The sequence below is a fragment of the Rhodococcus sp. DK176 genome, assembly GCF_038447315.2.
GTDB classification, from domain to species: domain Bacteria; phylum Actinomycetota; class Actinomycetes; order Mycobacteriales; family Mycobacteriaceae; genus Rhodococcus_F; species Rhodococcus_F jostii_A.
This window is the reverse complement of the sequence record NZ_CP118321.2, coordinates 850,617-864,325: the sequence shown is the minus strand read 5'-3', so window position 1 is coordinate 864,325 and position 13,709 is coordinate 850,617. Positions and strand designations below refer to the sequence as shown.

Annotated in this window: 11 protein-coding genes; 4 read left to right on the top strand and 7 right to left on the bottom strand. The window is 65.9% G+C overall.

Features of this window, described 5'->3' with window-relative positions:
• Positions 1-471 precede the first annotated feature (471 nt).
• Positions 472-2,793: an ATP-binding protein gene (locus PSR88_RS04010; protein ID WP_016880715.1), complete on the top strand. Its 2,322-nt coding sequence runs from the start codon at positions 472-474 to the stop codon at positions 2,791-2,793.
• A 472-nt stretch (positions 2,794-3,265) separates the two neighbouring features.
• Here the strand turns inward: PSR88_RS04010 and PSR88_RS04005 are convergent, their stop codons facing one another.
• Together PSR88_RS04005 and PSR88_RS04000 are read right to left on the bottom strand one after the other, a co-directional pair.
• Positions 3,266-3,835 (bottom strand): CGNR zinc finger domain-containing protein, encoded by a 570-nt coding sequence (locus tag PSR88_RS04005; protein ID WP_016880714.1) that lies wholly within the window; start codon positions 3,833-3,835, stop codon positions 3,266-3,268.
• Positions 3,832-4,413: a hypothetical protein gene (locus PSR88_RS04000; protein ID WP_016880713.1), complete on the bottom strand. Its 582-nt coding sequence runs from the start codon at positions 4,411-4,413 to the stop codon at positions 3,832-3,834. Before PSR88_RS04000 ends, PSR88_RS04005 begins: the two co-directional genes overlap by 4 nt.
• Before the next feature lie 375 nt (positions 4,414-4,788).
• On the opposite strand from PSR88_RS04000, the gene PSR88_RS03995 reads away from it, so the two are divergent.
• The gene (locus tag PSR88_RS03995) at positions 4,789-5,403 is read left to right on the top strand and encodes a maleylpyruvate isomerase family mycothiol-dependent enzyme (RefSeq protein WP_016880712.1); all 615 of its coding nucleotides are present in this window, start codon (positions 4,789-4,791) and stop codon (positions 5,401-5,403) included.
• Between the two features lie 210 nt (positions 5,404-5,613).
• Here PSR88_RS03995 and PSR88_RS03990 read toward each other — a convergent pair whose 3' ends face one another.
• Positions 5,614-6,477, bottom strand: coding sequence for an NADP-dependent oxidoreductase (locus tag PSR88_RS03990; RefSeq protein ID WP_237723871.1), 864 nt, complete (start codon positions 6,475-6,477; stop codon positions 5,614-5,616).
• 403 nt (positions 6,478-6,880) lie between these two features.
• On the bottom strand, positions 6,881-7,387 hold the full coding sequence (locus tag PSR88_RS03985; protein WP_016880711.1) for a cupin domain-containing protein: 507 nt from the start codon (positions 7,385-7,387) through the stop codon (positions 6,881-6,883).
• A 477-nt stretch (positions 7,388-7,864) separates the two neighbouring features.
• On the opposite strand from PSR88_RS03985, the gene PSR88_RS03980 reads away from it, so the two are divergent.
• Complete coding sequence (locus PSR88_RS03980; protein WP_016880710.1) at positions 7,865-8,770, top strand: AraC family transcriptional regulator; 906 nt, start codon at positions 7,865-7,867, stop codon at positions 8,768-8,770.
• Between the two features lie 854 nt (positions 8,771-9,624).
• Here the strand turns inward: PSR88_RS03980 and PSR88_RS03975 are convergent.
• Complete coding sequence (locus PSR88_RS03975) at positions 9,625-10,416, bottom strand: HpcH/HpaI aldolase/citrate lyase family protein (RefSeq protein WP_029538111.1); 792 nt, start codon at positions 10,414-10,416, stop codon at positions 9,625-9,627.
• Entirely contained in the window at positions 10,416-11,687 is a 1,272-nt protein-coding gene (locus PSR88_RS03970; protein WP_016880707.1) for a CaiB/BaiF CoA transferase family protein, read from the bottom strand. Before PSR88_RS03970 ends, PSR88_RS03975 begins: the two co-directional genes overlap by 1 nt.
• 214 nt (positions 11,688-11,901) lie before the next feature.
• Between PSR88_RS03970 and PSR88_RS03965 the strand changes: the two genes are divergently transcribed.
• Entirely contained in the window at positions 11,902-12,822 is a 921-nt protein-coding gene (locus PSR88_RS03965; RefSeq protein WP_011594019.1) for a LysR family transcriptional regulator, read from the top strand.
• Between the two features lie 19 nt (positions 12,823-12,841).
• Here the strand turns inward: PSR88_RS03965 and PSR88_RS03960 are convergent, their stop codons facing one another.
• On the bottom strand, positions 12,842-13,687 hold the full coding sequence (locus PSR88_RS03960) for an HpcH/HpaI aldolase/citrate lyase family protein (RefSeq protein ID WP_009473410.1): 846 nt from the start codon (positions 13,685-13,687) through the stop codon (positions 12,842-12,844).
• Positions 13,688-13,709 lie beyond the last annotated feature (22 nt).

Below are 13,709 nucleotides of genomic sequence, written 5' to 3'. Positions count from 1 at the left end.
CCGCTGTTCGGGTCCGTCATCGTTGACTACGACACCTAGTACGTCGGTGACGGGCTCCGACTTGTTACCGCATGTCAGAGAAGAGCGGCACGGAATCGGAACCCTGCAGTCGGTTGTGGGTTCCCCGGTGTTGTCCGCACGCCGTCGGTTGCCGGATGACACCCGTCCTCTGTGGGCCGACCCCGGCGCACTCGGGCGGTCCTGAGGCCCTGGGCCGGGGTCGACGTTTTTGCAAGGACATCGTCTTCGGGCTGGACGATCCTCCTAGGTGGATTATCCCACCGGTGGCCGGTACTCGGCGAGCCCCCGCAGTTGTCGCACCCGCCGCGGGCGAAGTGGGGGCGCTCAGCACGGTGATCATCCGTGCAGAGCCACGAGACAGTAGCGAGAGGGTAATCGAGGACCGGATCGCGTCGTGGCGACGAAGGTACCGTGGTCGGCAAGGGGATGTGAGATGAAAGTGACGGTTTCATGCCTTCCGGCGGCACGGCGAACGTGGGGAACCTCCCCTACGAATTGACGAGTTTCGTCGGCCGCCGTCATGAGATCGCCGAGATCCGCCGTCTACTGTCCGTGTCGCGGCTCGTGACGTTGACCGGTGTGGGGGGTGTGGGAAAGACCAGGCTCGCGCTGCGGGTCGCCGCCGATTCGTCTCGTGCGTTTGACGACGGTGTGTGGTCGGTCGGGTTGGGGGAACTGTACGACCCGGGCGCGGTCGTCGACACGGTGCTCTCGGCGTTGAACCTGCGCGAGGGCCCCGGCACCCCGGAAACGCAGCTAGTCGAGTATCTGACGCCGCGGAAGTTGTTGCTCGTGCTGGACAACTGCGAGCACCTCGTCGGCCCGGTCGCAAACCTCGCGGAAACCCTTCTGCGCAGCTGTCCGGACATGCGGATTCTCGCGACCAGCCGGGAGCCGTTCGGAATCGGGGGCGAGGCCGTGCTGCGGGTGCCGCCGCTGACGCTGCCGGAGGCGAGGCAGCGGTCGGTGGCCGGCGGGGGGCTTGGCCATTACGAGGCGATGACCCTGTTCACCGAACGCGCGGCGACGGCGGTGCCGGGTTTCGAGATCACCGAGAGCAACGAGGGCGTTGTCGCGGCGATCTGCCGGCGCCTGGACGGTCTGCCGCTGGCGATCGAGTTGGCGGCGGTGCGGCTGCGGGTGATGTCGGTCGAGCAGATCCTGCACCGATTGACCGACCGCTTCACCTTGCTGACGACGGGTAGCCGCGGTGCGCCGTCCCGCCAGCAGACTCTCCTGGGGAGTATCGACTGGAGCTACGACTTGTGTACCTGGGCGGAGCGGGAGATGTGGGGACGGCTGACGGTGTTCGCCGGCGGCTTCGAGCTCGACGCGGCGGAAGGGATCTGTTCCGGCGGCATGACGCGGGAACAGGTTGTCGACGTGGTGGCGTCGCTGATCGACAAATCGATCCTGCTCCGGGAGGAGACGGGAGGTGCGGCGCGGTACCGGATGCTCGAGACGCTGCGTGACTACGGGGTGGAACGGTTGCAGGAGACCGGCGAATTCGCATCATTGCTGCGGCGGCACCGGGACTGGTACGCACGCCTGGTGCTGCGGGCGGAGTCCGATTGGATCAGTTCGCGGCAGCTGTCCTGGACCCTGCGCCTCGACGCTGAGCAGTCCAACGTCGTTGCGGCTCTGCAGTTCTGCCTGACCGGCCCGCTCGAGGCGAACGCGGGGATTCGGATGGCGGGCGCGATGTACCCGTACTGGCGGGTGCGGGGCAAGCTGCGCGAGGGGATGCGGTGGCTGGCGCAGCTTCTCGCGGTGCGCGGCGACGAACCCGGGCTCGAACAGATCACGGCGTTGTACGTGCTCAGTGTGCTGTCCGGGCTGCACGGTGACGCTGACGCGTCGGCAATCTATGTTCAGCGCGGCAGTGCCCTGGCGGCGCAGCTCGGCGATCGCACCGCCGCGGCACTGATGGACGATGCCGCCGGCCAGCACGCACTGATCACCCTGGATGCCCGGGCAGCGTGTAAGCACTTCGAATCCTCGCTCGCAGTGTTCCGAGACGACGGCAACGTGCTGTACATGATCTGGTCCCTGTCCGGGCTCGCGGCGGCCAGTGACGCGGCCGAAGACTGGGCGCGGAGCGAGGAGTGTCAGCGCGCGATGCTTGCGCTGACCGAATCGCGCGGCGAGTTCATGTACCGGGGCTGGGCGCTGTGGGGTGCGGGGATGGGGGCGTGGCGGCGAGGCGAGTATTCCGGGGCGAAAGAGCTTGTCATGCAGGGGCTGCAGCTCGCCCGGTCAGTTGATGACCGCACCGGCGGCGCGGGGTGCATCGAGGTCCTGTCGTGGGTCGCGGTGGATGAGGGTGCTCCTCGGCGGGCGGCCACGCTGATGGGTGCCGCTGAGGCCCTCGCGCGGGCCGGCTGCAGCCCCAGCATCCTCTACCCGAGGCTGCTCGTCCACCACGCCCGGTGCGAGGAGAAGGCCCGCGGGGCAATCGGTGACCGCGCGTTCGAGGCGGAGTTCGGGCGCGGTCTCGGGATGCGGTTCGAGGAGGCCGCCGGGTACGCCCTCGACGAGAGTGGTCCGACCGCCGCGGCGGTCGGACCGGGGTCGACGCCTCTCACGCGGCGGGAGCGGCAGGTCGCCGAGCTGGTCGCCGAGGGATTGACCAACAGGGCGATCGCCGACAAACTCGTCATTTCCCAGCGCACCGCTCAGGGCCATGTCGAGCACATTCTGTCCAAACTGGGGTTCACCTCCCGGACTCAGATCGCGGCCTGGGTCATCGAACACAGGCAGGGCGAGTCCTGATCTTTCGTGCCACCGGGTCCGCGGAACAAGTTCCGGCACAGGTCGTTCGGCCTCGCATGGACGGCGGAGTCTTACCGCGGGGCTCCGGTAGGCTGGGTCAGTCGGCGTTGACGGGCTCGGGCTCGGGGTGGTGTGAGGGGCTTGCTCCTCACCACCCCCGATTTCACTTGCTGCGGGCACGTTGCACACCACTGGCGAACGGTGGTGTTACTACAGATCGCTCTGGTGGACGCCGAACGTGGCGAGTCGCGTTTTCATGCGGGGTTCTCAATCCGACTGGGCAGTGCCCGATGCGATAGCGCCCAAGCGCTGGGGAGCGAGTCCCCGGCTGTCGGACTCGCTGCGAACTTGGGTTGGCGGAGACGTGACTCGGAGGGGCTGCTCGGCGGGCAGTGCGTGAGGGTTTGAGCATCGGCGACGCGGCTGGGCCTCGGGCCGTGCGACGCTGAGAACCAGATGCTGGACATACTCATCACGGGTGGGTCGAGCGGTAGCGGGCGGCTTTCGCTTGGTTGCCGCAGGTCTTCATGCTGCACCAGCGGCGACGGCGGCTGCGGGAGGAGTCGATGAAGAACCAGCCGCAGCTGTCGCAGGCGCGTACTCCTTGCGGTGGTGGGGCGAGCACGAGGGTGATGGCGCGCAGCGCCAGGATCGTGAACACGCCCTCAGCGGCCAGTGGAGTCATGGAGCCGTCGGACGCAAGGTTGATGGTGTCGCTGCCGCGACGGGCGGTGCCGAGTAGCCGTGCGAAGGCGTCCGCGGGGATGTTGTGGCCGTCCTTCTGCGCGTCGAAGACTGTCCAGAACAGCGCACGCAATGCGCGAGCCTCCTTCAGGGCGGCCGCGGTGTCGGCGAAGGCGCGTTCCGGAGGCTCCGTCGCAGGTAGCAGGTGGGCCCGGTCGAGCCAGGTGACGAGTGCTTCGGCGTTGGTGAACAGCTCGGCGCCGAGTTCGGGCGTGCGGCGGTAGACGGTGTTGGCGAAGTCGAGCGCGGCGTCACCGGCGATGAAGTGGTCCTCGACCCAGGCCGTGGCGGTGGTCACTGCAGCTCGTAGCGCAGGACAGGGCGGTCGTGCTTAGGCCTGGCAACCTCGGTGAACCCGGCTGCGGTGAAGGCGCTGGCGATGCCGGTCATCGCCGTGTCCCGTCCCGCCGTGCGCCCAGCAGGCGGTTCGACCGGATACGCCTCGACCGTTCGTGTCTGCGGGGTCTCGGCCAGGTAGTCGCACACCGCGGCGATCCACGCCGCCAACAGACCGTCACCCCGGTGATCCTTCTTGATGAGCAGGCACGCAAGCGAGACCACGGGTTTGTCGTCGACAGGTTTCAGGAGCGCCGAGCGCTGCATGCGGGGGAAGTCCGAGCGATACCCGAAGGCGCACCAGGCCACCGGCTCGGCATCGAGATATCCCACGACTCCCGGTGGCGTATCGCGCTCGGCAAGGGCGCGCATGGCGGCCTTGTTGCCGTCGCCCTTGTTCTCCATCCACTCGGCGATGCTCAACCGCCAGTGCATGCACCAGCAGCCGCCGGCACCGCCGCGCGCGCCCATGACGGTCTCGAAGTCCTCCCAGGTATCTGCCGCAAGCGGTCGGACCGAGAGCTCTGGCGCGTGTTTCACAGCGGACTCCTTCGTCTCGTGGGTGGCGGCTAATTCCGTGTAATAACCACATTACGAGCTTTTACAGGTTACAGGGTTGGGTCATCCCGCTGATCACGACAGCCTCCGGCGTGAACGTCCCGTGTGACCAAGCAGGGGCGGCCTACCTCAGGGAGTCGGCTACGACGAGGCTGCTTTCGGTGAATCGGCGAAACGCCATCGACGCGCTCGCGCACGCGCCGAGGCGTTCTACCGCATCGTCGATCGGTAGAGGATGGAGCGGGTCATCCCAGTTTTGGTCGCGCCCTGGATACAAACCACCAGCGGGGACGATCCGGCCGTCAGGCGTCGGGTCCAATCCAGTCGGTGGCGGGCAGAATTTGTCACACTGGCTTCATGAATGATGTCTGGCCGATCGTGCATGCGGAGCGTGCGGCGCTGATCGATGACCTCACCGACCTCACCGACGACCAGTGGGACCACCCCTCACTGTGTGGTGACTGGACCGTGCACGACGTCGCCGCACACTTGATCAACAACGCGAAGACAACCCGCCTCGGCATCGTGCGCAATATGGCCCGGGCGCGCTTCAACTTCGATCGCCAAAACGCCCAAGGCGTCGAACGCGAACGCGGCGCCACACCCCGCCAAACGCTCGCCCGGCTTCAGCAGGTAGCAACACGTACGTCGACGCCGCCAGCACCGCTCGACAGCAGACTGGTCGAAGAGGTCGTCCATGGCGAAGACATCCGGCGGCCGCTGGGCATCAACCGTATATATCCGTCGGAGGCGGTCGTCAGATCGTTGCGGTATCAGGCGCGCACCCCGGTATCCCTGGGGGGTGCGAAGCAACTCATTGACTCGGTCCAGTTGCGGGCCACCGACGCAGACGTGTCGATCGGCGATGGCCCAGAAGTCTGTGGCCCGGCACTATCACTGCTCATGGCAATATCGGGGCGCAAGTTGGCGCTGGGCGATCTCGACGGCCCCGGAGTATCTGCGCTGACGTGACGGTCTGGCCGACAGCGCCCCGATGGCCTGTGACAGGTCCGCGCCGCGGTCCGCGTTCGCGATGACGATGGACCCGGGTGAGGTATCGACAGGCCCGCATCAATTGTCTGTTGCTCATCCCGGATTGTCCGCAAGCCGAACCTTCACCGGGCGAGACAGGCGCACAGCGCATTGCGGGCAGCAGCCGGCGCCCTTTTCGAAGCACGCTGGTCAGGAAGCAACCGTGGTCGCGTCGAGGACCAGCTTCCCTCGGACGTGTCCTGCCCGGCCCTCTTCGTGGGCAGCTTGCGCCTCGGCGAGGGGATACACCGAGCTGACCGTGGGCCGCACTCTGCCGTCGTCGACGAGCCGGGAGATCTTGGTCAGCGTGTCAGAATTCGGTTCGACGCTGAAGTGTCGCGTTCGTATACCGCGTCGGTCGGCTTCGGCCTTGACCACGTCCGGGACCTCTGCCGGCAGGGCGACGAGAACCCCGGCTCGCGTCAGCACGTCGAGGGACCGCTGTTGGACTTTGCCGCCGACCGTGTCGATCACGGCATGAACCGGAGCCACCGACGTCTCGAACCGCTGCTCGCGGTAGTCGACGAACTCGTCGGCGCCGAGCGAGTTCACGTACTCCCGGTTGGAGCCGGACGCGGTTGCGACCACGTGCGCTCCCAAGGCCTTCGCAAATTGCACGGCCAGATGGCCGACACCGCCCGAGGCGGCATGGATCAACACGCGCTGCCCTCGTTGTAGACCGGCCTCGTCGACGAGGGCACGCCACGCCGTCAATCCGGTCATCGGCACCGCCGCCGCGTGTATGTGGTCCAGGATGGGCGGCTTGGTGACGACCTGACTGGCGGGGACCGCCGTGTACTCGGCGTAGGCGTTGCCGGGTTCGGGCAGCCGAACCATTCCGTAGACGCTGTCGCCCTGCTGGAACCCGCTGACGCCGTTACCGACCACTTCCACTACTCCCGAGATGTCCCACCCCGGAATCCACGGCAGCAGAACATCGGGAAACTGTTCGAACCCGCCTTCTCCCAGCAACCAGTCCAACACGTTGACCCCTGCAGCTTGCACCCGCACCACGAGTTCGTCCCCGGCAGGCTCCGGACGGGGGCATCCTCGTAGACCAGATTCTCCGGTCCGCCATAGGCGTGGAGCCGCACCACTTTCATTTCTTCCATGTTCCTCTACCTCTCCGGCCTCTGTCACGCCGGTGACGGACGACAGAAGAGATGTCAGGAATCTCAGACAGAAATGCGGTGGCCGAAGCGTGAGACAAACCAGAACCACCGCAGGCGCGCGTTGACCCTTCCTTGCGAACGACGAGAACGCCTCGTCCACAAACGGATCCACTAATCGCCGAAGCCGGGCGCCTTCCGGTGGCCGTGGCCGTCCTACTCCGAAGCTGTCTTCGGCTCATCGACTGGCCGAGCTGAGCAGCCCCGACCAGTGAACGACACTGCATGCGTCGAGGCTCGAGCGGGGCTCACGGCGGTGTCAGGGCATACCGGGCGATCACGTCGGGCAACCAGTCGGGTTCGCCGAATTGCAGACCGTAGCGCTCGCAAAGTGCGGCGATCTGGGTGACATCCGGTTCGCCGGCGGCGACCAGTTCGGACATTTCCAGGAAGCAATGTTCGAAGCCTGCCGGACTGATGATCTCGATCATGCGCGCCGGGACGGTGCCGGCGTTCCACATGGCGTGCATCTCACCCCGGGGTTTTGTGATGTATCCGCCGGGTTCGAGAACGGCCTCCCGGTCGCCGGAGCGGAATCCGATCACACCCTGAGTAACTATCGAGAATTCGTCCTCCCGCGTATGCAGATGCGGCGGCACCAGCGCACCGACCGGGAACGGGTGCTCGACGACCGACAACACCCCACCGGTGTCACGGCCCCACAGCTTGAATTCGACCCCGATCGGGCCCAGGTCACCGGTCTGCCCGGCCCCCGGCGGCACGACGACCAGCGGTGGGGGATCGGTTGCGCTCACGCTTCTCACCTACTTACCGACTTGACAGATCGGGTCACAAGTTCCCTGCTCAACTTTCCGCCGACGGCGCAGGCATTGTCAACGTTCGCGGGGCGCTCCATCGGGTCCGCTCAGCCACAACGGTTGCGCGGCGATCCGCCTCGCTTTCGGCGCAGAGTCCGCCATCCACAGACGGTCCAGCTCCAGTCGACTTTCGTACGCGACATGGTCGCTGTTGGCAAACCGACCAGAACAGCGTAGTGCCGCCGGTGGTGATGACTTCGAACCATACGAACAGGCCGTCCGTGGACAACTTGACGTGAGGTCTGTCGCCGGATAATGCCTCCGGCGGCTTCATGATTTCGGTGCTGGCGGCAACGGTCCACGGTTTCGGTCTGCCTGTGGTCGAGGGAGGCTCTGCACGACTGCTGGAGGCCTTTCGAGGACTACTCGACGAATTGGGCGTCGAGGTGCGTCGATCTGGACCAGGTGCGATCGGTGGTCGGTTCCGCCTTCTTACCGCATACGCTCGAACCCACAGGTGGCGACGGTGCGGCGTCCTGCAGGTTTCACTCGGCCACCGCCGGAACTATCGGCCTGCACTACCTGGAATACGGCACCGGTATGCGCATTCGCCCGAGCGATCTCGACGACTTCTATCTCGTTCAGATTCCCCTCTCTGAAGTGGCGGAAATAAATTGGGGTGCAAAAACATTCGAGTCAACACCGGCTGTCGCATCGATCCTCCAACCGGGAGGGTCGACGACCATGGAATGGCGCAAGGGGAACCGGCAGCTGATTGTTCGGATCGATCGCCAGGGTCTGGAGCGGCAAGTACAAGAGGCGCTCGGGGCCCCGCTCCGCGAGCCACTCCGGTTCGACCTTCGAATGGAACTGGAGCGAACCGGCATTCGCTCTTGGCGCGACGTGCTCGAGCTCTTGCGGGGCGAAATGGAAAACGGTGGCTCACTGCCGAACGAGCCGATCGTTATGAAAGAGTTCGAGCGGCTTCTGCTCAGTCAACTCATTGTGGCCCAGCCCAATAACTACACAGAGGCGTTGCAGCGGCCAGTGCCGGCGGCGCCTCGAACGATTCGCCGCGCGGTCGAAATACTCGAACACCACGCGGACGAACTGCTCACTGTCGAGGATGTCGCATCGGCTACGGGCATCAGCGTTCGGGCGCTTCAAGACGGTTTCAAGAAGTACTACGGCACGACCCCGATGGGATATCTGCGCGAGGTTCGCATGAAAACTGTACGCGCCTGGCTACTCGACGCCGATCCGTCGACGACGACGGTTTCCGATGCGGCGAGCAGGTGTGGATTCGTGCATCTCGGACGCTTCTCCGTGCAGTACCGAGAGAAGTTCGGCGAGACGCCCCCGGCAACACTCCGGCGATGAAGGTGGGTTGCCCGTAATTCACCGACGGCCTGCGGGCGCTGCACAATCTGTAGGAACAGTGCCACCCAAGCCAAATCCACGAAGCTGTCCATGTCGCGGTGTTCGGCGTCGCCGATGCCCCGGGATCGAGGTTCGGTACAGGGAGTCGGTGTGCACGATGCATCGCGGCGGGGCTGATGAGCCGAGACACGTGTGAGGAGTACGGGATCTTCGGTGATGGATGCCTCGTACAAGAGCGGTCACTACGAATGCCGTGCGCTTACAGTTGCAGTCCACGAAAGACGAGCGCAATCATGAGCACCGCGAGGGGCGGGATGTTCTCCGCGTGCGCACCGTGCGTCGAGATGAGCAGATGCGGATTGGGGCTGGTCGGCCATTCCTCCGACTGAGCTGCGGCCGACGAGCTGGTGGCTGCCTGCGTTCGACCCGAACTTGGCTGACCACGTCGTAGGGACGAACGGTCTTGATCGGCAACTCGAAATGTTCGGCGACCCCACCGAGCCCGCTTGCGTCGCAGATACCCGGAGGTCTCGACGCTGTTCAGAGATCCCGGGACAATTCCCATGACGACCGTAGGTCGAGCTGCAACTAATCGGCACAGCCTCCGTGCACGGCACCTTCGACTCCATGGTTCGATGCGATCAGGATCGCCGCCTCGAGATAGACAGAGGCGGATTGCGGGAGTTTCGGGTGTTGCAGTCGTCTTTGCCGTTCAGGACGGCCGCGGACATCGGCGGGAGGGCTGGTGAGATTGCGACGCCGCAGGTGGTACTCGGCCGCCGGGCTCATCTCAGCAAACAGTGTGTCCTGCCGTGAAGTCCGGCGGCACACAGGCGGGGGTACCGCCCGGTTCGTCAGGCGTGGGCGGAAGCCAGTATTTTCCGTGCCCGTTCCGCGACGGGGAGGTCGACGAATTCGCCTCCGGACAATCGCACCGCAGCGCCGCCGGCGTGCTCGAATGCGTCGACAACCTTTCGTGCCCAGTCAATTTCGTCCTGTCGCGGACTGAACGTGGTGTGGATGGCTGGAAGCTGAGCGGGGTGGATGGCGGACTTGCCGAAAAGGCCGAGGTCACGGCTGTGGGCGGCCTGGCGGACGAGTCCGTCGGTGTCATGGATGTGCGGGTAGACGCTGTCGATCGGTGGGGCGATGCCGGCCGCGCGGGCCGCGACGACGAGGTGGGAGCGCGCGTACTGCATGGGAATGTCGCCGTCGCCCGTGCCGAGGTCTCTTCTAAGATCGATACCGCCGAGCGCGAGATGCGTGACCGCCGGGTGGCCGGCGATCGCAAAGGCGTTGGCAACACCTTTCGCGGTCTCGATGGCGCAGATCAGTGGCTTTCCGGGCGCCCGGTCCGTGACCCAGCGGATGTCGTCGAGTGTTTCGACCTTGGGGATGCGGATGCCGTGCGCGGACGTGGCGACGGCCTCTAGATCAGCGTCCGCCAATTCGGTCCCCGGCGCGTTGATCCGCACCCATGCGGTTCGGGTGGTGATGACGGATGCGACGTTCGCTCTCGCGGTCTCCTTCTCGGTAGGAGGTACCGCGTCTTCGAGGTCGAGGATGACGGCGTCCGCGCCGGCGTCGAATACCTTGCTGAGCAGTTTCAGGTTGTGGCCGGGCGCGAACAGGTAGCTGCGGTCCATCACAGGACGCCCTTCTCGGTGAGTGCGGTCAGTCGGTCCGGGTCGATGCCGAGAGTGTTCTGGTAGAACTGCTCGTTGTCCTGGCCGAGTCGGCGGCCGGCGAAGTTGATCGCACCGGGTGTTCCGAGCATGCGGAGCATGAGGTTCTGCATCTTGATCGGGCCGAGGTCCTCGTCGTCGATGGTGGTGATGCAGTCGCGGTCGAGGACGTGCGGATCGTTCATCAGTTGCGCGACGTCGTAGATCGGTGCCAGTGCGGCGCCGACGCGTTCGAATTCGGCTGTGACCTCGTGCAGCGGTCTGTCTGCGATCCATTTGGCGACCGCCTCGTCGAGCAGGTCACCGTTGCGGCTGCGTTCGCCGGCGGACTCGAACCAGGGTTGTTCGACGATGTCGGGTCGGCCGACCAGGCGCATGACCCGCGCGGCCACGGAGGTGGCGCTCGCGGAGATGGCGACCCACCGCCCGTCCTTGGTGAGGTAGGTGTTGCGCGGGGCATTGTTCGGGGAGCGGTTGCCGTTGCGGCCGGCGATGGTGCCGAGCTGGTCGTGCGCGGTGGGGCCGGGGCCGAGGATCCCCAACAGCGGCTCCAGCAGAGATAGGTCGATGACCTGACCTTTGCCGTCGCCGGCCGGACTGTTGCGGTGCAGCAGCGCGGTCACCACGCCGAAGGCGCCGGCAAGTCCGGCGACACCGTCGGCGAGACCGAACGGCGGCAGCGTTGGCGGACCGTCCTCGCTTCCGGTTTGGTGGGCAAATCCGCTCATTGCCTCGGCGAGGGTGCCGAATGCTCGGCGTTCGGCGTAGGGTCCGGACTGACCGAAGCCGGTGACCCGCAGCATGACCAGTTCTGGGTTGAGGTCACGGAGCCGGTCCGGGCCGAGGCCCCACTTCTCGAGTACGCCGGGGCGGAAGTTCTCCACCAGCACGTCGGCATCGACGACGAGATCGCGGAGCATCTGCTGGCCCTCGGCCGTGCCGAGGTTGAGGGTGATACATGTCTTGTTCCGGGAGATGACCTTCCACCACAGTCCGTGGCCATTCTTGCGTGCTCCGTGTGTGCGGGCGGGATCGCCGGTGGGGTGCTCGATCTTGATGACGTCGGCGCCGTAGTCACCGAGCATCATCGCAGTGATCGGTGCCGCATAGACGGTACTGATGTCGAGGACACGAATGCCGTGCAAGGGACCGCGCGCCGGAGTAGAGCCGACGCCCGTGGTCTCGTCGGCCTGGTCGTCAGGCGAGTGGATGTCACTCGGGTGTGCAGTCATGGGCTGTCCTCGCGTGTGGGGTGAATTGATACGGGGTGCGGCGCTTCGCTGCGGACGAGTGTCGCCCGACGGGTGGGTACCAGCAGGTGTCGCGGTGCGGCCGGGCGTGCGGAGCCGCCGCTGCCGCCACTTCAGACTGACACCCGCACGGTTCAACTACAATCACGGGTATGTCGACAGACGTTAACTTCTTCTAAAGTCTGGAGGTGGGTGGGTGCTGGACACGACCAGGATGTTCACGCTGCGCGAGGTCGCCGAGCATGGCTCGATCACCGCGGCAGCGGCGGCGCTCGGGTACACCACTTCGGCTGTCTCCCAACAAATCGCCAAGCTGGAGAAGGAAGCCGGCCAACCACTCCTCGAGCGGCACGCGCGCGGCATCGTGCTGACCGAGGCCGGGTGGTCGGTGGTCCGGCACACCGAACGCATCCTGATCGAACTCGAGGCCGCCGATGCCGAGCTTGCGGAGATCAAAGGGCTGCGCGCAGGTGTGCTGGCGATCGGCACCTTCCCCACGGCCGGTTCGTCGCTGCTGCCGCTCGTGGTCAAGGAATTCAAGACTCGGCACCCGGGCGTCGAGTTGAAGGTGCTCAGTGGCCGGTTCGCGTATCTGGTCGATGCGCTTCGCCGCCGGGAGACCGAGCTGTCGTTGTTGTGGGACTACGAATGGAACCGGGTCGACGACCCGACGTTGACCTACCACCACGTGATGAACGATCCGACGGTGCTGCTGGTGTCGGAGCGGCACCGCCTGGCCGACCGCGACTCGATCAGGATCGCCGAATTGCGCGACGAGTCGTGGGTGGTCCGCGCCGACGATCATCCGGTCGCACAGACACTCGAAAAACTCTGTCAGCAAGGCGGTTTCACACCACGCACCAGTGTGTTCGCGCACGATTACGGTGAGGTGCAGGCGATGGTAGCCGTCGAACTCGGTGTGGCCATCGCACCGCGGCTGGCCGTGCTCAATCTCCGGCCCGATGTCCGGTCGATTCCCCTCGCCACCCGCCCGCCGCAAAGGCGGATCCTGGTCGCGCATCTGACCGAGCGGCGCCTGAGTCCGGCGGCGCAGGAAGGGATCGCGGTGTGCGCTGCCGCCGCCCACCAACTGCAGGAGGGATTCGAGGCCGGATAGTGCCCGAGCCGATCGTCGGTCAGATTCGGGAGATGCCGAACGCGTCGGCGAGGTGGATGATCTTCTCGGCCCGGCCGAGCCGGGGCAGGTCGCTGCCGTCGCGGACAACCCGGCCGCGGGCGTCGAAATCGTCGAGGAATTCCCGCGCCCAGGTCACGTCCGAGGGCGTGGGGCTGATGGCCTCGTTGATCACCGGCAGTTGATCGGTGTCCAGGCACAGCTTTCCGGTCAAGCCGAGGGACACGGATACCGCGGACTGTTCGCGCAGCACGGTGTGGCTGTTGCTGACGGTGGGCCCGTCGATCGGTCCCGGCAGATCGCCGATTCGGCTGGCGACCACCAGCCGGGAGCGAGGGTAGGCCATGGCGAGGTCGTCCGCGCTGGTGCCGGTGTCGCGGCGATAGTCGCCGCTGCCGAAGGCTAGCCGGAACACGCCGCGGGCGCAGGCAATATCACCGGCCCGGTCGATGCCGAGGGCGGATTCGACCAACGCGAGCACCGGGGTGGATCCGCCGAGCCGGTCGAAGGTTTCGGTGACATGTTCGGCGGCTTCGGTTTTTGCGAGCATCACCCCGGCCAGTCCCGGAAGGCCGGCGAGGCGATCGACGTCATCGCTCCAGTACGCCGAGGACCGGTCGTTGATCCGCACCCAGGCCGAGGTGTGCTCGAGCCAGGCGGCGACCTCCTCCCGCGCGGCGGATTTGAGTTGGGGATCGACCGCGTCCTCGATGTCGAGGACGATCTGGTCCGCGCAGGAGCAGTCGGCCTGGTCGAACAGGTCCGTTCGGGTGCCGTTGACCAGGAGCCAGGATCGGGCGATCCGCGTGTCGACCGGCCGGGGCGCGATCGCGATCTTCTCGGGCATCAGGTGTCCTCACCTATCACGG